We start from the raw sequence: 21,012 nt of genomic DNA, 5'->3' as shown, positions 1-21,012 counted from the left end.
CCGGCCGCCGCGACGGGGCCGGATCCGTTGAACTCTGTCACAAAAACTCCCGCTCGCGGCGGCCGTAGCGCTCGTAATGGAAGGGGATCTGCCGGTGGGGCGCGAAGTCCACGGCGATCTGCGCCTCCAACTCGTCGAGGATGGCACGGGTGATGAAGGGCAGGTCGAGCTTGCGCGCCGCATCGAGGCGCACCCAGGCGAGTTCGGTGAACTCGCTGTCCTCGCTCACCCGGCCGGGCTCCTCGGCGGCGACGCCCGTGCGGTCCACGGCGAAGAAGCGCGTGTCGAACCTCCGCACGCGCTTGGGCGGCGTGATCGCGCGGGCGACGAGGTGCAGGGCTTCGAGGTCCGGCAGCACCCCGTGCCGCTGGAAGGCCTCCCAGCCCTCCGGCACGTCCTCCGGCGGGCCGTACTCGGCGGTGCCGAGCATCAGGCCGGTCTCCTCGTAGGTCTCGCGGATCGCGGCGAGCGCCAGGGCGCGGCCGAGATGGTGCGGCGGGCGGGAGATGCGGCGGGCCAGGGCGGCCTCGGCGTAATCGGGCAGGGCGCCGGCCACGGCCATGGAGCGGTCGCCTAGTTCGATGCGGCCGCCGGGGAAGACGAACTTGCCGGGCATGAAGGCGAGCCGGGCGTTGCGCCGGCCCATCAGCACCTTCGGCCCGCCCCGCCCCCGGCGGTCGAGGACGATCATCGTCGCGGCGTCGCGGGGGCGCAGGCTCGCGGACGGACGGGGGGCCTCAGGTGCGGCTTGCGGGGGCGCCGGGTCCGGCTGGGGCAAGGCGTGTCTCCTCCGGCCCCGGTGCGGGGCGGGCCTGCGGTAGCGCGGCGAAGCCGTGCATGCCAAGGGCGTATTGCAGGCCGACGACCGCCCCCTTCACCGGCTGCAACAGGCCGAGGGCGAGCATCAGGGTGAAGACCGGCCAGACGCCCATCTCCACCCACAGGGGCACGTCGTAGGCGCTCTCCGTCTCCAGGATCAGGTAGCCCACGATGTGGGCGACGATGAAGATCACCACGTAGGGCGGCAGGTCGTCGGCGCGGTGGTGGTGCAGTTCGAGGCCGCACGCCTCGCAATGCGGCCGCACCTTCAGGAAGCGGCCGAACAGCTTGCCCTCCCCGCAATGGGGGCAGCGGCCGATGAAGCCGCGCGCCAGGGAGCGGATCAGCCCCGTGCGGGTGGGCGTCTGCGTCGTGGGCATTCTTCCCTTCCCCAACGAACTCAGCGGCGCGAGCCACGATGGCGCGTGCCGGTGTTGCGGATGCCGGAGGGGCGTCCGGGCGGGGCCGCCTTGAACGGCCGTCCGGGAGCCTTGCTCGTCCCGCCGCCGCCCCTCTTCCTGCCCTCGCTCAGCAACTCGAAGCGCAGCGCCCCGGCCACCGGCGCGGCCTCCACGAGGCGCACCTCCACCCGGTCACCCAGGCGGAAGGTCTCGCCCGTGCGCTCGCCGACGAGGGCGTGGCGGCCCTCCTCGTGGCGGAAGTAATCGGCGCCGAGCTGCGAGATCGGCACGAAGCCGTCCGCCCCGGTCTCGTCGAGCTTGATGAACAGGCCGGCGCGGGTCACGCCGGAGATCTGCCCGGCGAAGGTCGCGCCGACCCGGTCCGCGAGATGGCCCGCGATGAGCCGGTCGATAGTCTCGCGCTCGGCGGCCATGGCCCGGCGCTCCGTGGCGGAGATGCTCTCGCCGATGGCGGCGAGGTCGCCCGCCGACACGTCCGGCGAGAGGCCGCCCGATCCGAGCCTGCAGGCCGAGATCAGCGCCCGGTGGACGATGAGGTCGGCGTAGCGCCGGATCGGCGAGGTGAAATGCGCGTAGCGGCGCAGGTTCAGGCCGAAATGGCCGAGGTTCTCGGAGGCGTAGACGGCCTGCGCCTGCGAACGCAACACGACCTCGTTGATGAACACCGCATGCTCCGTCTCGGCCACCGAGCGCAGGATGCGGTTGAACAGGTCGGGGCGCAGGGCGCCCTCCTTCGGCAGCTTGATGCCGACGGAGGCCAGCACCTCACCCAGCGCCCGCACCTTCTCCACGGCCGGCTCGTCGTGGACCCGATAGATCAGCGGGTGCTTGGCCGCTTCCAAAGTCTCGGCAGCGGCGACGTTGGCCTGGATCATGAACTCCTCGATCAGCCGGTGGGCGTCGAGGCGTTGGGGCACGATCACCCGGTCGACGCCGCCCTCCGGCGTCAGCAGCACCTTGCGCTCGGGCAGGTCGAGGGCCAGCGGCCCACGCCGGTCGCGCGCCGTCCGCAGGGCCGCGTAGGCGGCCCAGAGGGGCTTGAGGGCCTTGTCGAGGAGCGGCCCGGTCTTCTCGTCGCCGTGGCCGTCAATGGCGGCCTGGGCCTGCGCGTAGGAGAGCTTCGCCGCCGAGCGCATCATCACCCGGTGGAACGTGTGCTTGCGCTTCGTCCCGTCGGCGGCGATCACCATGCGCACGGCGAGCGCCGGCCGGTCCTCGCCCTCGCGCAGCGAACACAGGTCGTTCGAGATGCGCTCCGGCAGCATCGGCACGACGCGGTCGGGGAAGTAGACCGAGTTGCCCCGCTCCAAAGCCTCCCGGTCGAGGCTGGTGCCGGGGCGGACATAGGCCGCCACATCCGCGATGGCGACCGTCACGACGAAGCCGCCGGCATTGGCCGGGTCCTCGTCGGGCTCGGCCATTACCGCGTCGTCGTGGTCCTTGGCGTCGGGCGGGTCGATGGTCAGGAGCGGGCGGTCGCGCCAATCCTCGCGGCCCTTCAGCGTGGCGGCCTTCACCGCGTCGGCCTCGGCCAGCGTCGCGTCCGCGAAGACGTGCGGGATGCCGTGGATGTGCAGGGCGATGAGGCTCACCGCCTTCTCGGAGCCCAGCGAGCCCAGCCGCTCCTTCACCCGGCCCTTGGGCAAGCCGAAGCGGGTCTCGCGTTCGAACGTAACGCTCACGAGGTCGCCGTCGCGGGCCTCGCCTTCCTCGCCCGGCGGGATCAGGATCTCCTTGCCCTGGCCCTTCTTCTCGACGGGCACGATCCGCCCGCCCTGGGCGCCCGCCCGGTAGACGCCGATGATCTCGGCCTTGTTCTTCCCGATGACCTTGACGATCCGGCCGGAATAGCCGCCCTCCGCGTCACGCTCGACGCGGATCAGGGCGCGATCACCGATGCCCGGCGCCGGGCGCTTGGCGCCCCGCCCGCCGCGCACCGGCATGAGCACGATGGAGGGCGGCTTGCCCTCGCCGGTCCACTCCACCGGCACCGCGAGGAAATCGCCGTGGCGGTCGCGGGAGCGGATGTCGGCGAGCACGACCGGCGGCAGGCGCCCGGCTTCCGCGAGGCCGCCGCGCCCGCGCTCTAGGGCACCTTCGCCCTCGATCTCCTTGAGGATCGCCTTCAGCTCGATCTTCGCCGCGCCGCCCTTCACACCGAAGGCCTTGGCGATCTCGCGCTTGCCGACGCGTTCCTTCGATTCGGCGACGAAGGCGAGGATCTGCTCGCGCGTGGGGAGCGTCTGGGGGAGGGCGGTGTCCGCCTTCGCGCGGGTGCGGGGTGCCAAAGATCCGTGCCGTATCTGGAGAAAGGACGAGCAGGCCGTGCGGCCTGCGCTTCTCCCCGAAGGTGGTGGCGCAGACGGCGCACGGCAACGACTCATCCGTGTTCGTCAACAGATGCCGCAGGTTGGCTCCGGTCAAGTCGCCGCGTCAGCCGGTCGAGGCCGACTTGCGGATGGTCTCCACCGCCCCGTCGATGTCGAAGCCGGGTGCCAGCAGCTCTTCGAGGGCGAACGGGCACTGGCGCGGCAGCGTCAGGTTCACCTGTCCCTCCTCGTCGGCGAGCTCCGGCGTCTCGGCCTCTTGAATGGCGAGCGTCCAGGCGCCGTCGATCCGGACATGGGCCGGGTCCGGCGGGCTCGCGGCCAGCGCCTTCAACCGCGCGGCCCCTTCCTCCCGGCAGGCGAGGCTCTTGGCGTCGTCCGAGAGCAGCGCCGCCTTGATCAATTCGGCCAGGGCGTCCCTGACCCGCTTCACATCCGCGTTCATGCCTTGTCCCGGTGAGTGACTCCTGCGACGGACTGGCAAGGGCAGTGCCAGCCCGCTTGGCTTCCCTCGCGGGCCGCCGGGTGTAGAACGCGTGGCATGATCCCGGTTCTCACCCGCACCGCCGACGCGGTTCCCCTCTACGAGGCCGCCTGCGCCGAACTCCTCGCGCGCGGCTTCGCGGGCGACCTGTCGCTGACGCCGGCCGACCGGACGGTCTTTTCCACCGACAACTCGATCTATCAGGTCGAGCCCGGCGCCGTCGCCTTCCCCAGAACCCGCGACGACCTCGTGCGGATCGCCCGCCTGCTGGACGATCCGCGCTTCACGGAGATCGTCATCCGCCCGCGCGGCGGCGCGACGGGGACCAACGGCCAGTCGCTGGGCCATGGCCTCGTGGTCGACACCTCCCGGCACATGAACCGGATCCTGGAGATCGATGTCGCGAATAGGACAGTTCGCGTCGAGCCCGGCGTGGTGAAGGACCAGCTCAACCGGGAACTCGCCAAGCACGGCCTGTTCTTCGCCCCCGAACTCTCGACCTCGAACCGCGCCACCCTGGGCGGCATGATCTCCACCGATGCCTGCGGCCAAGGCTCCTGCCTCTACGGCAAGACCCGCGACCATGTGCTGGCGCTGACCTGCGTGCTCACCGACGGCACGGTCTGGACCGCCGAACCCCTCGACGCCGAGGGCCTTGCCGCCGCCAAGGCGCAGCCGGGCCGGGTCGGGGAGATCCACCGGACGGTGGACGAGGCCATCACCGCGAACACCGCGCTCATCGCGGAACGCTTCCCCAAGCTCAACCGCTGCCTCACCGGCTACGACCTCGCCCATGTGCGCGATGGGGAGGGGCGGTTCGACCTGAAGAGCCTGATCTGCGGCTCCGAGGGGACGCTGGCCCTCATCGCCGAGGCGCGGCTCAACGTCCTGCCGATCCCGAAGGCGGCGGCCCTGGTCGCCCTCTCCTACGTCGATTTCGACGCGGCGCTCCGGGATGCGCAGGCGCTGATGCCCTTCGGCGCGGCCTCCGTCGAGACCATCGATTCGACGGTGCTCGGCCTCGCCCGCAAGGACCCGATCTGGGCCGAGGTGCGGGCCTTCTTCCCCGACGACCCGGCGGGCCGCACCGTCGAGGGCATCAACCTCGTGGAGTTCGTCGGCGACGACGAAGGGGCCGTCGCGGCGGCGTTGAGCCGGCTCACGAGCGTCCTCGACGCGGAGCGCGAGAGCCACGGCAAGCGCGTCGGCTACACCATCGCCCGGGGCGAGGCGATCGAGCGGCTGTGGACCATGCGCAAGAAGGCGGTGGGCCTGCTCGGCGCGGCGAAGGGCGAGGCACGGCCGATCCCCTTCGTGGAGGACACGGCGGTGCCGCCCGAGGTGCTGGCCGATTACATCGCCGAGTTCCGCGCCCTCCTCGATGCCAAGGGCCTGCGCTACGGCATGTTCGGGCACGTCGATGCCGGCGTGCTCCATGTCCGTCCGGCCCTCGACCTGAAAGACGAGCGCCAGGGCCCGCTGATCCGCGAGGTGACGGAGGGCGTCGTGGCGCTCACCAAGCGCTACGGCGGGCTGCTCTGGGGCGAGCACGGCAAGGGCTTCCGCTCGGAATTCGTGCCGGAGACCTTCGGGCCGCTGATGCCCGTGCTGGAGATCGTGAAGCGCGCCTTCGACCCCGGCGACCGGATGAACCCCGGCAAGATCGCCTCCGCCGCCGGCCAGCCGCTCACGCGGATCGACGGCGTGCCCCGCCGGGGTGAGGCCGACCGGACGATTCCCACCCCCGTCCGTGCCGCGTTCGATGCCGCGCTCCATTGCAACGGCAACGGCGCCTGCTTCTCCTACGACACCGACGAGGCGATGTGCCCGTCCTGGAAGGCGACCCGCGAGCGGCGCCATTCGCCGAAGGGCCGCGCCTCGCTGATGCGGGAATGGCTGCGGCTCGCCACGGCGGCCGGGGCGGACCCTGCCGCCGCCTTGAGGGCCGAGCGCCCGAACTGGCTCGGCGACCTGCTGCGCAGCCTGCGCCCCGCCGGCAACCGGGACGACTTCTCCCACGCGGTGAAGGAGGCGATGGACGGCTGTCTCGCCTGCAAGTCCTGCACGGGCTCCTGCCCGATCAAGGTGGACGTTCCGACCTTCCGGGCGAAGTTCCTGGCGCTCTACCACCAGCGCTACCCGCGCCCCCTGAAGGACCATGTGATCGCGGCCCTCGAACCGCTGCTGCCCCTGGCGGGGCGGGCGCCGCGGCTCGGCAACCTGCTCGCCGCCAACCCCCTCGCCCGTGCGGTGATGGCCCAGCTCGGGCTGGTGGCGATCCCCGCCTTCTCGACCTTCGACCTCGCGGGGGCTCTCGGCCGTCTCGGCGTCGCCACCGCGACCCCGCTGGCCCTGCGCGGTCTCGGCGTGGAGGAGCGCAAGAAGTCCGTGGTGATCGTGCAGGATGCCTTCACCACGCATTTCGAGGCGGAACTCGTCGCCGACCTCTGCGCCCTGCTGGTCGAACTCGGCTTCCGGCCCTGGCTGGCGCCCTACCGGCCGAACGGCAAGCCGCTCCATGTCCACGGCTTCCTCGCCCGGTTCGGTCAGGTCGCCGCCGAGGGCGCGGCCTCCCTGCGGGCGCTCGCGGCGGAGGGCGTGCCCCTCGTCGGCCTCGATCCGTCGATGACGCTCACCTACCGTTCGGAATACGCCGCCGCGCTGCCGGCCGGAGCGGTGCCGAAGGTCGAGATGGTGCAGGAATGGCTCTCCGGCCGGCTCGGGGAAATCGCCCGGCGGGAGGGCGGCCAGCGCTTCCGGCTGCTGCCCCATTGCACCGAGCGCACCAACGCCCCCGGCGCGGTGAAGGATTGGCAGGAGGTGTTCACCCATCTCGGGCTGAGCCTCGACGTGCCGGCCTCCGGCTGCTGCGGGATGGCCGGCACCTACGGCCACGAGGCGAGCCACCGGGCGACCTCCGAGACGATCTATCGGCAGAGCTGGGCGCACCACGTCGCCGCGTCGGCGGGGGATCTCCTGGCAGATGGCTATTCCTGCCGCTCCCAGGCGAAGCTCGTGGACGGCATCCGCCTGCGCCATCCGGTGCGGGCGCTCCTCGACCATGTGCGGACGAGCGCCGTCGCGGCGCCCCGCAAGGCGGCGGCGTGAGCGAGGCCCGCACGATGCGCGTCGCCGTGATGGGGGCGGGGGCGGTCGGCTGCTATTACGGCGCCGTGCTGGCCAAGGCCGGGCATCCGGTCACGCTGATCGGTCGACCGGCGCTGGCGGAGGCCGTGGCCGAACGCGGTCTCGTTCTCGACACCGCGCAGGGACGCGAAACCGTCGCGCTCAACGCCGTCACCGGGCCGGAGGGCGTGGCCGGGGCGGATTGCGTCCTTGTCTGCGTGAAGTCGGGAGATACGGAGGAGGCCGGACGGTCCATGCGGCCGCATCTGGCGCCCGGCGCCGTGATCCTCAGCCTGCAGAACGGCGTCGACAACGGCGAGCGGCTGGCCTCGATCCTCGGGCGGCCGGTCGTGCCGGTGGCGGTCTACGTCGCCACCGCCATGGAGGGCGCGGGCCATGTCCGCCACCACGGGCGGGGCGACCTGATCCTCGGGCCGGGCGGCGAGGCGGTCGCGGACCATCTGAACGCGGCCGGCATCCCGGCCACCGTCTCCGAGCGGGTGCGGGACGCCCTCTGGGCGAAGCTCACGATCAACTGCGCCTGGAACGCCCTCTCGGCGCTGGGCGGCCAGCCCTACGGGCGGCTCTTCGCCGGCGAGGGCGTCGCGGCCGTGCTGGCGGACGTCACCGCCGAATGCCGCGCGGTGGCGCAGGCCAGCGGCGTGCGCCTGCCGGAGGACATGCTGGATCAGGTCCGCGCCATCGCGGCGACCATGGCGGAGCAGCGCTCCTCCACGGCCCAGGACCTCGCCCGGGGCCGCCGGACGGAGATCGACCATCTCAACGGCCTCGTCGTCCGCGAGGGCGAGCGGTTGGGCATCCCGACCCCGGCGAACCGCGTGCTGCACACGCTGGTGAGGCTGGTGGAGCCCTGAGGGGCGCTACCCCTTCGCGGTCCCGGCCTTAGCTCGGCCCGATCCGCCGGGATGCTTGCCGCCGCCGTCGTCCTTGTTGACGGTGGCCCAGGCGCGGGCCTCGGCTTCCTTCTCCGGAACGCCCCGGTCCTCATAGGACTCGGCGATGTGCTCGGCCTTGCGCTTCTGCTTGTCCGTGTATTTCGACTTGTCGCCCTGGGACATGACACGTCCTCCCGACGGAAGCGGCGGCCTCACGAGACTCCGGTGGGGCCGTCGAGGATCGCCCGCACCCGCCGGATCAGCTCCGTACGGCGATAGGGCTTGTTCAGGATGTCGAATTCCGAACCCCCCACATCGGTTCGCTCCAGGCTCGCCTCCGCGTAGCCGGTGGCGAGCAGCACCTTCAGGCGCGGCTGGCGGCGGCGGGCCTCGCGGGCGAGCACCACGCCGTTCATGCCGCCGGGCATGATCATGTCGGTGAAGAGCAGGTCGATGCGCTCGCTGGAATCGAGGATTTCCAACGCCTCCTTGCCGCTGCCGGCCATCAGCACCGTGTAGCCGAAGTCTCGCAGGATGGTGCGGGCGAGTTCGGCCACGTCCTGGCGGTCGTCCACCACGAGGACCGTCTCGGTGCCCGGCCGGTCGACGGTGCGCAGGGCGACCTTGGCGGGCATGGCCTGCTCGCCCTCGACCGCCGGGAAGGACAGCTTCACCGTCGTGCCGGACCCGACGGCGGATTCGATCTGCGCCGCCCCACCGGATTGCTTGGCGAAGCCGTAGACCATGGAGAGGCCGAGCCCGGTGCCCTTGCCCTCCTCCTTGGTGGTGAAGAACGGGTCCATCACCCGCGCCAGCACGGCGGGGGGCATGCCGGTGCCGGTGTCGGTGACGGCGATGGAGGTGTAGCGCCCCTCGCGCAGGGGGCCGACCTCGTGGTCGGCGGTCACCGTCACGGTGCGGTTGGCGGTGGCGATGCGCACGGTGCCGCCGCCCGGCATCGCGTCGCGGGCGTTGATGAGCACGTTGAGGAGCGCGACTTCGGCCTGGGTCGGGTCCACGCGGCAGTTCCAGAGGTCGTCCGCGAGGGCGAACTCCACCTGCACCGCGTCGCCGACCGAGCGGTCGATCATGTCCCGCATCCCCTCGACGAGGGTGTTCAGGTTCACCGAGCGGCCTTCCAAGCGCTGCTTGCGGGCGAAGGCCAGGAGCTGCTGCGTGAGGGTGGTGGCGCGCTCCGCCGCCTGCCGGATGTTGTCTGTGGCCCGGCCGAGCCGCGCCCGGTCGGCGTCCGGCTTCTCCAGCCCGGCGGCGAGGATGTCGACGTAGCCGACGATCACCTGCAGCAGGTTGTTGAAGTCGTGGGCGATGCCGCCGGTCAGCTGCCCGAGGGCTTCCATCTTCTGCGCCTGCCCCAGCGCCTCCTCCGCGTCGCGGCGGCGGGAGACGTCGAGCTGCGAGCCGAAATAGTAGACGAGCTCGCCTTCCGTGTTGTGCACGGGCGAGACGAACAGGGCGTTCCAGAAGGTCGAGCCGTTCTTGCGGTAGTTCAGGATCTCGGTGGCGAATTCCCGCCGCTCCGCGATGGCGGCGCGCACCTGGGCGATGGTCTCCTGGTCGGTCTCGGGCCCCTGGAGGAAGCGGCAGTTTCGGCCGATCAGTTCTTCCGGCGTGTAGCCGGTCATCGCCAGGAAGGCGCGGTTGGCGAAGATGATCGGGTTGTCGGGCTGGCGCGGGTCGGTCACGATCATCGGCATCCGCGTCGTCTCGACGGCGGCGAAGAAGATCTCGCTCTTGGGGTCGGACACCTCGGCCGGGGCGTCGTCGTGGACGCGGGTCCCTTGGGACTCGGACATCTGTTCGGTCTCGCGCATCCCGCCGGTCGCCGGCGACGGTGGGAATCGCTCCGCCGACGCCAACGGTTCCCCCTAGCTTGGGCGGAAATCTGCGCAAGTGCGAAAGGGGATGCCGGCCCTTACGCGAGGGCCAGCGCGGGCTCCTGCGTCGCCGGCTTGGCCAGGGCGGGTGCGGGCTGCGGTGCCCGGCTCGCCGCCAGGGCAGCGGACAGGGCGTCGCTCAGCGAGGTGACGAGATAGTCCGCCGAGGTCGCCCGGCGCAGGCGGGCGAGGCTCGCCGGGTCGCGCTCCCGCCAGAAGCCCACGAGCACCTTCACGCCGGGAATGGCGGCGCGGGCCTGCCGCACGGAGAAGCGCACCTGCGAGAGGCTGACGGGTTCGAGGTAGGAGAAGCACACCAGCGCGATGCCCTCCTGCTCCTCCGGCCGCTCGCCCGCGCGGATCGCGGCCATGGACAGGGTCTGCGAGGCGAGGCCGTGCCGGGCGAGGACCTGGCTCAGCATCAGCGTCGCCGCCTCGTCGAACGGGCCCCGGCTCGACACGCAAAGGACCGGCTTGGCGCCGCGCCATGCGGGGGCAAGGTCTTCGCGTCCGAGCACGATGGCCGCCTCCTGCCGGTCGGGGCCGACCGCGGCGAGGGCCGCCGCCGTCTCGGTGTCGGCGCCCCGGCTGGTCTTGCGCCGCACACGCCGGGTGACGGGCAGCGTGCCGAGCCGCGCGACCACGGCGCGGATCGCCGTGCCGACCTCCTCCTGCCGCTCGCGCACCAGGGTCCCGCGCGACAGGTCTTCCTGCGCCAGCAGCAGCCCCGCCTGCACCACCTGATCGTAATAGGTGACGAGGGCGCGTTCTTTCAGGAACTGCCGCCCCTGCTCGATGGCCTCGGCGGGGTCGTTCGCCAGCATCCGCTGGTAGAAGATCTCGGAGGGCGCCAGCGCCGGCCGGTCGCCGAGCAGCACGTCGAGGTACCAGAGCCGGTCGACATGGCGGCCGAGCACCACGAGGCAGACGGTGAGCGGCGTCGCCAGGACGAGGCCGATGGGCCCCCACAGGAAGGTCCAGATCGTCGCCGAGAGGATCACCGCCACGGGCGAGATGCCGGTGGAATGGCCGTAGAGCAGCGGCTCGATCACGTGGCCGCACAGGGGCTCGACCACGAGGAACAGGGCCACGGTGGAGATCACCATCGACCAGCCGGGATCCACCGCCGCCGCCAGGATCACCGGCAGCAGGGCGCTGATCGCCGCGCCGATATACGGCACGAAGCGCAGGATCGCCGCGAGCACGCCGAACAGGGTCGGGCTCGGCACGCCGATGAAGCCCAGCCCGAGGCCGATCACGAGGCCGAAGGCGATGTTCAGGGCAAGCTGCGCCAGGAAGAACTTCGAGAGCCGGCTCGTGGCGTCGTCGATGGCGGCGGTCGTCCGCCGCAGGTCGCCGGGGCCGATGAGGCGGATGGCGCGGTTCCGCAGGTCCTCGCGCTGCATCAGGATGAAGATCGTGAAGATCAGGATCAGGCCGGTCGTGGCCAGCGGATGTAGCACCGGGCCGGCGAAAGTCTGGAGCGTGTCGAGGACGCTCGCCCGGGCGGGGCTCAATTCCACGGTCAGCGGATGGGTGGGGGTGCCGGGCTCGCCCTTGTACTCGGCGGCCGGCGGCGGCGAGATCGCCGCGCCGAGGTCCTGCACCATGTCCACGAGGCGCGACAGGGAACTCGACCCGTCGGTGGCCCCGCGCAGGTCGCGGATCTTGTCGCGCATCGTCAGGGTGTAGCGGGGCAGGTCGGAGGCGAGTTGCGACGCCTCGCTGGCGATGAGGCTGCCAATGCCGAACAGCGCGCCGAACACGATCACCACGACGAGCATGACGGCGGGCGCCCGCGGCACCCGCACCCGGCGCAGGATCCGCACGAAGGGCGCCAGCACGAAGCTCAGGAGGATCGCCAGGGTGACGGGCACGAGGATCTCGCGCCCGAAATAGAGCGCGGCCATCACCCCCACGACGAGGAGGAAGGAGGCGAGCGCCACCATGATCGGCAGGCCCTGCCTCAGGCGCTGCGCCGTGACGGGATCCTCGCTCACTGATACGCTTCCCCTATCACAATGCCTCTGGCGCGAAGCCGGCCTCAGCCGGTCTGCGCCGTCTCCCCGAGCGCCGTGCTGATCTGGCTGAGCAGCTTCGAGAAATCGACCGGCTTCGGATGGTAGTCGTCGCAGCCCGCCTGGATCGCCTTGTCCCGGTCGCCGGACATGGCGTGGGCGGTCAGCGCGATGATCGGGATGGTGCGGGTGTCCGCCCCGGCCTTCAGGGCGCGGGCGGCGGACCAGCCGTCGAGGACGGGCAGGTTCATGTCGAGGAGGATCACGTCCGGTTGCCCGGCGCGGGCCTGCCGCACGCCGGCCTCGCCGTCATGGGCCAGGATCACCTCGTAGCCCCGCCGCTTGAGGCGCCGGGACAGGAAGTCCCAGATCTCCTCATGGTCCTCGACGAGCAGTATCTTCGCCATCCCCAACCCCCATCGCCCCGATCCTGCTCTGCGCCATCGCGCGGCGATGCACAATGCTCCGACTTCCTCCAACGTCCGCCGAGCCGATCCGGTCCCTCCGACCCTGACGCTTCCGTGCGTCTGAATTGATTATTCAGCGGTCAGGGGCGTCCGGCGCCTCCCAGGAACCCGTCGCGGCGGTCTGGGGGCCCGGCTCCGGCACGCTCCAGCGGAAGGGCAGGGCGCCGGGCCGGTGCCAGCCCCGCGCGACCGCGAATCGCCAGGAGCGCTCGGCCCCCGCGAAGCGCGCGGCCGCGTCCCCGCTCCAATCGATCTCGGCGCGGCCTTGGAGGACGAGGAGGTCGCCGGTCTCGAAATCCGGGATCAGCAGGGAGGCGCGCGAATCGCCCAGCAGGTTGCCGAACGTGTTGAAGAAGCGGTTGCCGGAGAAGTCCGGCACGCTCAGCCCGTCACCCTCCACGCGGACGAAGCCCGGCCGCCCGCCCCGGTGGGAGATGTCCACGCCCCCGCCCAACTCCGCGCGGGACCGGCTGGCGACGAACAGCGTGTCGGCGGCCCCGATGATCGCGCGGGCGGCGGCGTCGAGGCCGGTGAGCGGCACGCTCCGGCCCGTCCGCCGCAGGAGCGGGCTCGCCTCCCGGCGCTGGATGTATTTCGGGCAGTTGCCGAAGCTCTCCGCGACTTCGACGGTGAAGCCGTCCTCGTCGCGGGCGACGATCGTGCCGTTGGCGCGGTTGCGGCGGCGGTTCGACAGGTCGAGCCCCAGCAGGCCGACGGGGCGTCCCGCCACCAGATGGCGGCCGGCGGGGTCGTCCGGGGCCGGGGTATCGGCGATGTGCAGATGCGTCGCGTCGGACGAGCGGATGAAGCCCGGCGCGCCGGTCGCCACCGTGGCGACGGGCCAACCCGTCTCGTCCACCGCGCCGACGAACAGGTAGGGGAGCCCGGCGAAGAAGCTCCGGTGCTGATCCGGCATGAACGGCCGGATCGCCGGGATGTCGCCGAGGACGTGCCCGGCCAGCGCCTGCGCCGCGCGCTCGTCGTCGTGGAACGTGGCCATGGCGCTCACTCCTCCGGGATGGGCGAGGCCGCAATCCAGTCGCCGCCGTGAGCGGAGCGGGCCGCCAGACCGACGAGGATGGCGTCGCTGTCGGGGACGACCACCTCGCCATCCGTGAGCACCGGCACCTGCCCACGCGGGTTAAGCAGCGACCGGAACAGCTCGGCGCGGTGCGAGTGACCCGAGAGGCGCAGGCTGTAGAGGGTGATATCGGGTTCGGACATGGTGGAATCTCCTTCCACCGGAAAGATCGCTCTTGCACGCGATGCGCGAAACCGGGTCTCCTCGGCATTCAGCATTTCAGATGCCGCAACGATCATGGACCGCCTGGACGAATTGGCCCTCTTCGTCGCGATCATCGACGCCGGCAGCCTCGCCGGCGCGGCGCGACGCCTGAACCGCTCCGCTGCGGCCACGACGCGGGCGCTCGCCGCGCTGGAGGCGCGGGTCGGGGCGCGGCTCGTGGCGCGCACCACCCGCCGCCTCGCGCCCACCCCGGCGGGGCTGGCGCTGGCCGAGCAGGCGCGGGGGCTCGTCTCGGGCTACGAAGGAGCGATCCTCGGGGCGGGCGAGGGGCTGGTGCGGGGCCTCGTGCGCATCACGGCCCCGGTCCTGTTCGGGCGGCGGCACATCGCGCCGGTCGTCGCCTCCTTCCTCGACGCCTACCCCGAGACGCAGGTCGAGCTCGTTCTGGCCGACCGCAACGTCGATCTCGTGGAGGAACGGCTCGACGTGGCCCTCCGCATCGGGGCGCCCGCCGAATCGCGCCTCGTCGCCCGCCGGGTGGGCCAGGTCCGCCGGATCCTCGTGGCGAGCCCGGCTTACATCGCCGCCCGTGGCGCCCCGCAGAGTCCGGGCGATCTGGCCACCCACGACACGATCCTCGGCCAGACCCGCTCCGGTCCTCTCGAATGGCTGTTCGGCCGTACCCGCGTCCGCCTTGCGCCGCGCCTGATCGTCAACGAGGTCGAGGCCGCACTCACGGCGGCGCGGGCCGGGCGGGGCATCGCCCGCGTCCTGTCCTATCAGGCCGCCGAGGACATCGCGGCAGGGCGGCTGGTGCGCCTTCTCCCCGGCCACGAGCCGCCACCGGTGCCGGTGCAACTCGTCACCCCCGGTGCCGACCACCGCCCGGCGCGGGTGAACGCCTTCCTCGACCACGCGAGCGCAGCCCTGCGGGCGCTCCCCGTGCTGCACAGCGACGGTGGGAACAGCGGGGCGGGGATGTCCTGACTCCCGGGCGATGTGTGCCGCAGCACACTTTTGCTCCCCGCGCTGGCATGCCAAGGCGGCCCTCGCGCTTTCGCCGGGTCCCGCTGCGATGTCCGCCCCCTCCGCCTCGGCCGATCCGATCCCGAGGCTCATCGTCGTCCTCGCCTGCGCCGGCTTCGGCAGCACCTTCGCGCTCCGGTCGTTCGAGCCGCTGGTCGGCGTCATCGCCCGCGACCTCGGCGGCGATCCCCACCGGGTCGCCCTGCTCTCCACCGCCTTCGCGCTGCCCTACGCCCTCATTCAGCCGATCCTCGGCCCGGTGGGCGATGCGCTGGGCAAGGCGCGGGTGATGACAGGGTGCCTCGCGGTGCTGTGCGTCGCCCTCGCGCTCTGCGTCGTCGCGCCGGACCTGTCCTCGCTCTTCGGCCTGCGGATGCTCGCCGGGGCGGCGGCCGGCGGCTGCATCCCCCTCTCCCTCGCCCTGCTCGGCGACCGGGTGCCGATGGCGGGCCGTCAGGTCGCCATCGGGCGGTTCCTCGTGGCGGTGATCCTCGGGCAGCTTTCCGGCTCGACCGTTGCGGGCCTGATCGAGACCTCGATCGGCTGGCGGGGCGTGGCGGGGGTGACGGCCATCGTCGCCGGCCTCGCCTGCGCCGCCGTGGCGTTCGGCTTCCCCGCCGGGGACCGCGTCCCCGCCCGCCGCCCGGCCTTCGGCGCGGCGCTCACGAATTACCGGACGATCCTCGCCAACCCACGGGCGCGGGTGCTGTTCGGTGCCGTCTTCGTGGAGGCCATCGCGATCTTCGGGGTGTTCCCCCACCTCGCCCCCCTGCTCGAAGCGCGGGCGGCCGGAGGCCCGCGCGAGGCGGGGTTGGCGCTCGCGGGCTTCGCCGTCGGGGGGCTGGTCTACGCGGCCCTGGTCGGCGTGATGGTGCGCCTGCTCGGCATGGCGCGGATGCTGATCGTCGGCGGGATCACCTGCGCCATCGCCCTGCTGATCATCGGCGCCGCCGGATCGTGGCAGGCCGATTGCGCGGCCCTGACGGTGATGGGGCTCGGCTTCTACATGCTCCACAACACCTACCAGACGCAGGTCACCGAGGTCGCGCCCAAGGCGCGCGGCTCGGCGGTGGCGCTGCACGCCTTCTCCTACTTCTGCGGGCAGGCGGTGAGCGTCGCCATCGTCGGCGAGGGATTGCAGGTCTTCGGGCAGTTCTGGGCGCTCGCCGCCTGCGCGGCGACCATCGTCGCGCTGGGCTTCACCTCCGCCGCGTTGCTGTCGCGGCCGGTGGTCAGCCCCGTCCCATCGCCAGCGCCTTGAGGTCGAGGGCCGGGTCGGCAGCCTGATCGGGGGTGAGGGGCGTGCCGGCGCTCAGGAGGCGCCGGGCGATCATGTGGTCGCCCGCCCGGTTGATGGATTCGACCGCGCTCAGCCGCCCGTCCCGGAAGCGGAACACGGAGAAGGCAGAGCCTTCGCCCCGGATTACGGCCGCATCCCCCGGTGCCGAGAGCCCGGCGATCTGGAGCTTGTGCGGGCCCTGGTCGCTCCAGAACCACGGCAGCGCGGCATAGGCCGCCGGCTTGCCGGTGAGCCGGGCGGCGAGGCACCGGCCCTGGTCGATGGCGTTCTGCACCGATTCGATGCGCACGGTGCCGTCTCCGTGCAGCCCGTGGGCGAAGGGGCTCGGGAACCGGGCGCAATCGCCGATGGCCGAGATCGCCGGATCGGAAGTGGCGAGGAAGGCATCCACCCGCACGCCGTCAGCGACGGACAGGCCCGCCTCGGCCGCGAGGTCCGCGTTCGGCAGGACGCCGATGCCGACGACGACGAGATCGGCCGGCAATTCGCGCCCATCCGCCAGGGCGACGGCGCGGACGCGGCCCCCTTCTCCGGTTAGTGCCGTCACCCCCGCCGCGAAGGCGAAGCGCACGCCGAGCGCTTCGTGCGCCGTGCGGAAGAAGGCGGCGGTCTCGGCGGAGACGGCCCGCGCCATCGCTCGCTCGGCGGCCTCGACGACGGTGACGTCGAGCCCCCGTCCGGCGGCCACCGCCGCGAATTCGAGGCCGATGAAGCCCGCGCCGATCACGACGATGCGTGGGCCCCCTTCGAGCGCCGCCTTGAGGGCGTCGGCATCGGCAAGGCCGCGCAACTGGCGCACCCCGTCGAGATCGGCGCCCGGCACCGGCAGGGGCCGGTTGCGCGAGCCGGTGGCGAGGACGAGGTGCGCGAAAGGCAGCGCGGTGCCGTCCGCGAGGACGAGGCGGCGCCCCTCCCGGTCGATGGCCTTCGCCGGGCTCGCCGCGTGGAGGGTGATGCGGTGGTCCGCGAAGAACGAGGCGGGCCGCAGGGCGAGGCCGTCCGCATCGGTCTTGCCCGCGAGATAGGCCTTCGACAGCGGCGGGCGCTGGTAGGGCAGGGCGGTCTCGTCGCCGACGAGGGTCAGGGGGCCGTGGTAGCCGCCCTCACGCAGCGAGGCGGCGGCCTGGAACCCCGCCTGCCCGGCGCCGACGATGACGATGCCCGGTTCCACGCCTAGCTCTCCCGCGCCGCCACGGCCGGCTTGATCAGGTCGAGGCCGGGGAGCCAGCGCGCCCCGTCGCTCATCAGGTAGCTCCACACCGCCGAGGCGGCGGGGCCGAGCACCTTGTCGGCGCGGCGCACGGCGTACCAGTCGCGCCGGATCGGCAGGCCCGCCACGTCGAGGACGGCGAGGCGTCTGCTCTCCACCTCGGCGGCGACGGAATGGGCCGAAAGCAGGGCGAGGCCGAGCCCGGCGATCACCGCCTGCTTGATCGTCTCGTTCGAGCCGGTGTCGATGTCGAGGAGGGCGCGCTTCACCAGCACGCCGCTCATGAACTCTTCGAACACGGTGCGCGTGCCGGAGCCTTCCTCGCGCATGAAGAAGGCCTGATCCGCGAGGTCGGTGCGGGCGAGGCCCCGGCGGCCGGCGAGGGGATGGTCGGGCGCGGCCACCAGCACCAGCGGGTGCGGGCCGAAGGTCGCGGCCTCGATGGGGAAGTCGCGCGGCGGGCGGCCCATCACCGCGAAGTCGATCTCGTAGCCGCGCAGGGCTTCCACCGTCTGGCCCCGGTTGCGCACCGAGAGACTGATCTCGACGCCCGGGTGCAACTTGGAGAAGCCGGCGATGACTTGCGGCGCGAAGTACTTCGCCGTCGTCACCACGCCGAGCGCGACGCGCCCGCCGGAGATGCCGCGAAGGGAGCGCAGCCGGTCGGTGCAGGTTTCGAGGATGGTGTTGATGCTGTCGATCGCCCACAGCATCTCGCGGCCGGCATCCGTGGGCTTGAGGCCCGAGGGCGTGCGGTCGAACAGGAGGAGCCCGGCCTCCTCCTCCAATTGGCGGATGCGCGCGTAGAGCGCGGCCGAGGTGACGTTGAGCTCCTGCGCCGCCCGCGTCATGGTGCCGAGCTTGGCCACCGCCGCGACCGCCTGGAGCTGTTTCAGGGACAGGTTGCGCATGCGGGCTTCTCGTTTTTTTTGACCCGGGCCGCAAGGCCGTGCACATTTCTTGACGAGTGTATCCGAGGGTTCTTATCGATCCTCCCACAGGGCCGTCTATGACGGACGGCCCCGGACGGCTACAGATCCGATCCCGAACGTAACAGCCGTAAGAAGAAGGACAGGCCGATGGCGGATCTAGCGGTCGGGACACCCCTCGACGCCTATCTCGCGCAGGTGGTGCAGGCCGATGCGGGCCTGCTGGACACCGCCGCCGTGGTCGCGGCCGTGGCCGAGGCCTCCATCGAGATCAGCGCCGTCATCGGGCGCGGGGCGCTCGGCGGCGACCTCGCCGCCACCGGCGACCAGAATAGCGACGGCGACGTGCAGAAGGCCCTCGACGTGATCGCCCACGAGCGCGTCACGGCGGCCCTGCGCGGTGCCCCCGTCGCCACCGTGGCCTCGGAGGAGGCCGCCGACGTGATGGTGCTGAACCCGTCCGCGCCGCTCGCCGTCGCCATCGACCCGCTGGACGGCTCGTCCAACATCGGCGTCAACATGGTGGTGGGCACCGTGTTCGGCATCCGCCCGGCGGTTCCCGGAGACGACGTCGAGGCGAGCTTCCGCACGCCGGGCACGGCGCAACTCGCAGCGGGCTTCGTGAACTACGGGCCGGCGACGACCCTCATCGTCACCTTCGGCCAGGGCACGCAGACCTTCGTCCTCGACCGGGAGGTCGGCCAGTTCCGCCTCACCGTCGCGGCCATGAAGATCCCGGCGGGGGCCAAGGAATACGCGATTAACGCCTCGAACGCCCGCTTCTGGGACCCACCGGTCAAGGCGTTCGTGGAGGATTGCCAGCGGGGGACGGAGGGCCCGCGCGACAAGGACTTCAACATGCGCTGGCTCGGCTCGATGGTGGCCGACATGCAGCGGGTGCTGACCCGCGGCGGCGTGTTCCTCTATCCGGGCGATTCCCGGAAGGGCTACGCCCGCGGTCGCCTGCGGCTGCTCTACGAGGTCGCTCCCGTGGCCATGCTGATCGAGCAGGCCGGCGGCACCGCTACGGACGGTCAGGAGCGCATCCTCGACCTCGTGGCCACGGGCATCCACGAGCGCGCTCCGCTCATCTGCGGCTCGACGGAGGAAGTCACCTGCGTCGGAACCTACTATGCCGGCGGCAAGCCGGATGCGGGCCGCTCGCCGCTGTTCGGCCAGCGCGGCCTGATGCGGCCCTGAGGGCGGCTCCGTCCGGTCCAAGGCGATGTCCGCGCGCCATCCCATCATCTCGGTGACCGGCTCCTCGGGGGCCGGCACCACCTCCGTCCGCAACACGTTCGAGCAGATCTTCCGCCGAGAGGACGTGCACGCCGTCTTCATCGAGGGCGACGGCTTCCACGCCTTCGACCGGGACACGATGCGCCAGATGATGGCGCGGGAGGCGACGCTCTCCCACTTCGCGCCCAAGGCGAACCTCCTGCCCGAGCTGGAGGAGGTGTTCCGCGCCTATTCCGAATCGGGCGGCGGGCGCACCCGCCACTACGCCCACGACGCCCACGACGCGCGGCTCTACGGCATCCAGGAGGGCACCTTCTCCGAGTGGGAGGAGTTCCAGCCGGGCTCGGACCTTCTGTTCTACGAGGGGCTTCACGGCTGCGTCGTGAACGATCAGGTCGACATCGCCCGCTACGCCGACCTGAAGATCGGCGTGGTGCCGGTGATCAACCTCGAATGGGTGCAGAAGCTGCACCGGGACCGCTCGTTCCGGGGCTATTCCACCGAGGCGGTGACGGACGTGATCCTGCGGCGGATGCCCGATTACGTGCAGACCATCTGCCCGCAATTCTCGTGGACGGACATCAACTTCCAGCGCGTGCCGACGGTGGACACCTCGAACCCGTTCATCGCTCGCTGGATTCCCACCGCCGACGAATCGCTGGTGGTGATCCGCTTCAAGAACCCGAAGGGGATCGACTTCTCCTATCTCGTGTCGATGATCCACGACTCGTTCATGAGCCGGGCGAACTCCATCGTGATCCCCGGCGGCAAGCTCGATCTGGCGATGCAGCTGATCCTCACGCCGATCATCATGCAACTCGTGGAGCGGCGGCGGCGGCTCGCCTGAGCGCCCCCGCCCGATACCGGACCAGCCCCGAAAGACGCGACCCCATGCTTCCTCCCGTCATCGCCCCCTCGATCCTCTCGGCCGACTTCTCGCGGCTCGCAGAGGAAGTGCGCGCCATCGAGGCCGCCGGCGCCGACTGGATCCACCTCGACGTGATGGACGGGCATTTCGTGCCCAACATCACCTTCGGCGCTCCGGTGGTGAAGGCCCTGCGGCCGCACACGCAGAAGTACTTCGACGTCCACCTGATGATCGCCCCGGCCGATCCCTACCTCGCTGCCTTCGCCCAGGCCGGGGCGGACGGCATCACCGTCCACGCCGAGGCCGGGCCGCATATCCACCGCTCGCTCCAGACCATCCGCGACCTCGGCAAGCGCGCCGGCATCGCGATCAACCCCGGCACCCCGGCCTCCGCCGTCGAGCCGCTTCTCGACAGCGTGGACCTCGTGCTGGTGATGACCGTGAATCCCGGCTTCGGCGGCCAGAGCTTCCTGAAATCCTCGATGGAAGCCGTCGCGCGGGTGCGGGCGATGATCGCGGGCCGCGACATCCGCCTCGAGGTCGATGGCGGCATCGACGCCGAGACGGTGCGGCTCGCGAGCCGGGCCGGCGCCGACACGTTCGTGGCCGGCAACGCCGTCTTCGGCGGCGGCGAGGCAGCCTATGCCGAGCGCATCGCGGCGATCCGCGCAGGCGCCGAGGGGGCGTCCGGCTACTCTCTCTCGGTGTGAGGGCAAGCCCACCGCTCCTCCTGCCCGTCG

The 21,012-nt window shown here is 71.7% G+C and carries 18 protein-coding genes and 1 pseudogene; 7 read left to right on the top strand and 12 right to left on the bottom strand.

Annotated features, from left to right (window positions below; genetic code table 11):
- Nucleotides 1-37 precede the first annotated feature (37 nt).
- From MKK52_RS25160 to MKK52_RS25145, 4 genes are all read right to left on the bottom strand, one after another.
- Entirely contained in the window at nt 38-778 is a 741-nt protein-coding gene (locus MKK52_RS25160) for an NUDIX hydrolase (RefSeq protein ID WP_243959143.1), read from the bottom strand.
- Entirely contained in the window at nt 738-1,199 is a 462-nt protein-coding gene (locus MKK52_RS25155) for a DUF983 domain-containing protein (RefSeq protein ID WP_243959141.1), read from the bottom strand. The genes MKK52_RS25160 and MKK52_RS25155 overlap by 41 nt, the downstream gene beginning before the upstream one ends.
- A 20-nt stretch (nt 1,200-1,219) precedes the next feature.
- Nucleotides 1,220-3,529, bottom strand: coding sequence for a ribonuclease R (gene rnr / locus MKK52_RS25150; protein ID WP_243959139.1), 2,310 nt, complete (start codon nt 3,527-3,529; stop codon nt 1,220-1,222).
- A 145-nt stretch (nt 3,530-3,674) separates the two neighbouring features.
- Nucleotides 3,675-4,013 (bottom strand): DUF29 domain-containing protein, encoded by a 339-nt coding sequence (locus MKK52_RS25145; RefSeq protein ID WP_243959137.1) that lies wholly within the window; start codon nt 4,011-4,013, stop codon nt 3,675-3,677.
- Nucleotides 4,014-4,109: 96 nt separating this feature from the next.
- On the opposite strand from MKK52_RS25145, the gene MKK52_RS25140 reads away from it, so the two are divergent.
- Both MKK52_RS25140 and MKK52_RS25135 read left to right on the top strand, forming a co-directional pair.
- Nucleotides 4,110-7,160 (top strand): FAD-binding and (Fe-S)-binding domain-containing protein, encoded by a 3,051-nt coding sequence (locus MKK52_RS25140; protein WP_243959135.1) that lies wholly within the window; start codon nt 4,110-4,112, stop codon nt 7,158-7,160.
- The gene (locus tag MKK52_RS25135) at nt 7,157-8,053 is read left to right on the top strand and encodes a ketopantoate reductase family protein (protein ID WP_313898777.1); all 897 of its coding nucleotides are present in this window, start codon (nt 7,157-7,159) and stop codon (nt 8,051-8,053) included. Before MKK52_RS25140 ends, MKK52_RS25135 begins: the two co-directional genes overlap by 4 nt.
- Nucleotides 8,054-8,080: 27 nt before the next feature.
- Here MKK52_RS25135 and MKK52_RS25130 read toward each other — a convergent pair.
- From MKK52_RS25130 to MKK52_RS25105, 6 genes and pseudogenes are all read right to left on the bottom strand, one after another.
- A pseudogene (locus tag MKK52_RS25130) lies at nt 8,081-8,257 on the bottom strand (plasmid stabilization protein); the annotation flags it as partial.
- A gap of 29 nt (nt 8,258-8,286) precedes the next feature.
- Nucleotides 8,287-9,888, bottom strand: a complete 1,602-nt coding sequence (locus MKK52_RS25125; RefSeq protein WP_243959133.1) for a hybrid sensor histidine kinase/response regulator — start codon at nt 9,886-9,888, stop codon at nt 8,287-8,289.
- 119 nt (nt 9,889-10,007) lie between these two features.
- Entirely contained in the window at nt 10,008-11,969 is a 1,962-nt protein-coding gene (locus MKK52_RS25120) for an AI-2E family transporter (RefSeq protein WP_243959130.1), read from the bottom strand.
- 44 nt (nt 11,970-12,013) lie between these two features.
- Nucleotides 12,014-12,394, bottom strand: a complete 381-nt coding sequence (locus tag MKK52_RS25115) for a response regulator (protein WP_243959128.1) — start codon at nt 12,392-12,394, stop codon at nt 12,014-12,016.
- Between the two features lie 133 nt (nt 12,395-12,527).
- On the bottom strand, nt 12,528-13,454 hold the full coding sequence (locus tag MKK52_RS25110) for a pyridoxamine 5'-phosphate oxidase family protein (RefSeq protein ID WP_243959126.1): 927 nt from the start codon (nt 13,452-13,454) through the stop codon (nt 12,528-12,530).
- Between the two features lie 5 nt (nt 13,455-13,459).
- Nucleotides 13,460-13,678, bottom strand: coding sequence for a glutathione S-transferase N-terminal domain-containing protein (locus MKK52_RS25105; RefSeq protein ID WP_409564740.1), 219 nt, complete (start codon nt 13,676-13,678; stop codon nt 13,460-13,462).
- Between the two features lie 94 nt (nt 13,679-13,772).
- Between MKK52_RS25105 and MKK52_RS25100 the strand changes: the two genes are divergently transcribed.
- Both MKK52_RS25100 and MKK52_RS25095 read left to right on the top strand, forming a co-directional pair.
- Nucleotides 13,773-14,687: a LysR family transcriptional regulator gene (locus MKK52_RS25100; RefSeq protein ID WP_243959124.1), complete on the top strand. Its 915-nt coding sequence runs from the start codon at nt 13,773-13,775 to the stop codon at nt 14,685-14,687.
- Nucleotides 14,688-14,775: 88 nt separating this feature from the next.
- Nucleotides 14,776-15,987: an MFS transporter gene (locus tag MKK52_RS25095; RefSeq protein ID WP_243959122.1), complete on the top strand. Its 1,212-nt coding sequence runs from the start codon at nt 14,776-14,778 to the stop codon at nt 15,985-15,987.
- Here the strand turns inward: MKK52_RS25095 and MKK52_RS25090 are convergent.
- On the bottom strand, nt 15,959-17,197 hold the full coding sequence (locus tag MKK52_RS25090; RefSeq protein WP_243959120.1) for an NAD(P)/FAD-dependent oxidoreductase: 1,239 nt from the start codon (nt 17,195-17,197) through the stop codon (nt 15,959-15,961). The genes MKK52_RS25095 and MKK52_RS25090 overlap by 29 nt on opposite strands.
- 2 nt (nt 17,198-17,199) lie before the next feature.
- Complete coding sequence (locus tag MKK52_RS25085; protein WP_243959118.1) at nt 17,200-18,147, bottom strand: LysR family transcriptional regulator; 948 nt, start codon at nt 18,145-18,147, stop codon at nt 17,200-17,202.
- Between the two features lie 168 nt (nt 18,148-18,315).
- On the opposite strand from MKK52_RS25085, the gene MKK52_RS25080 reads away from it, so the two are divergent.
- The 3 genes from MKK52_RS25080 to rpe are packed head-to-tail and all read left to right on the top strand — an operon-like array spanning nt 18,316 to nt 20,982.
- Nucleotides 18,316-19,365 (top strand): class 1 fructose-bisphosphatase, encoded by a 1,050-nt coding sequence (locus tag MKK52_RS25080; protein ID WP_243959114.1) that lies wholly within the window; start codon nt 18,316-18,318, stop codon nt 19,363-19,365.
- A gap of 25 nt (nt 19,366-19,390) precedes the next feature.
- On the top strand, nt 19,391-20,251 hold the full coding sequence (locus MKK52_RS25075; protein ID WP_243959112.1) for a phosphoribulokinase: 861 nt from the start codon (nt 19,391-19,393) through the stop codon (nt 20,249-20,251).
- A 44-nt stretch (nt 20,252-20,295) separates the two neighbouring features.
- Nucleotides 20,296-20,982 (top strand): ribulose-phosphate 3-epimerase, encoded by a 687-nt coding sequence (gene rpe / locus MKK52_RS25070; protein WP_243959110.1) that lies wholly within the window; start codon nt 20,296-20,298, stop codon nt 20,980-20,982.
- Nucleotides 20,983-21,012: the final 30 nt, after the last annotated feature.

The sequence above is a fragment of the Methylobacterium sp. J-067 genome (genome assembly GCF_022829465.1).
Classification (GTDB): domain Bacteria; phylum Pseudomonadota; class Alphaproteobacteria; order Rhizobiales; family Beijerinckiaceae; genus Methylobacterium; species Methylobacterium litchii.
This window is presented reverse-complemented; position numbering and strand designations above follow the sequence as displayed.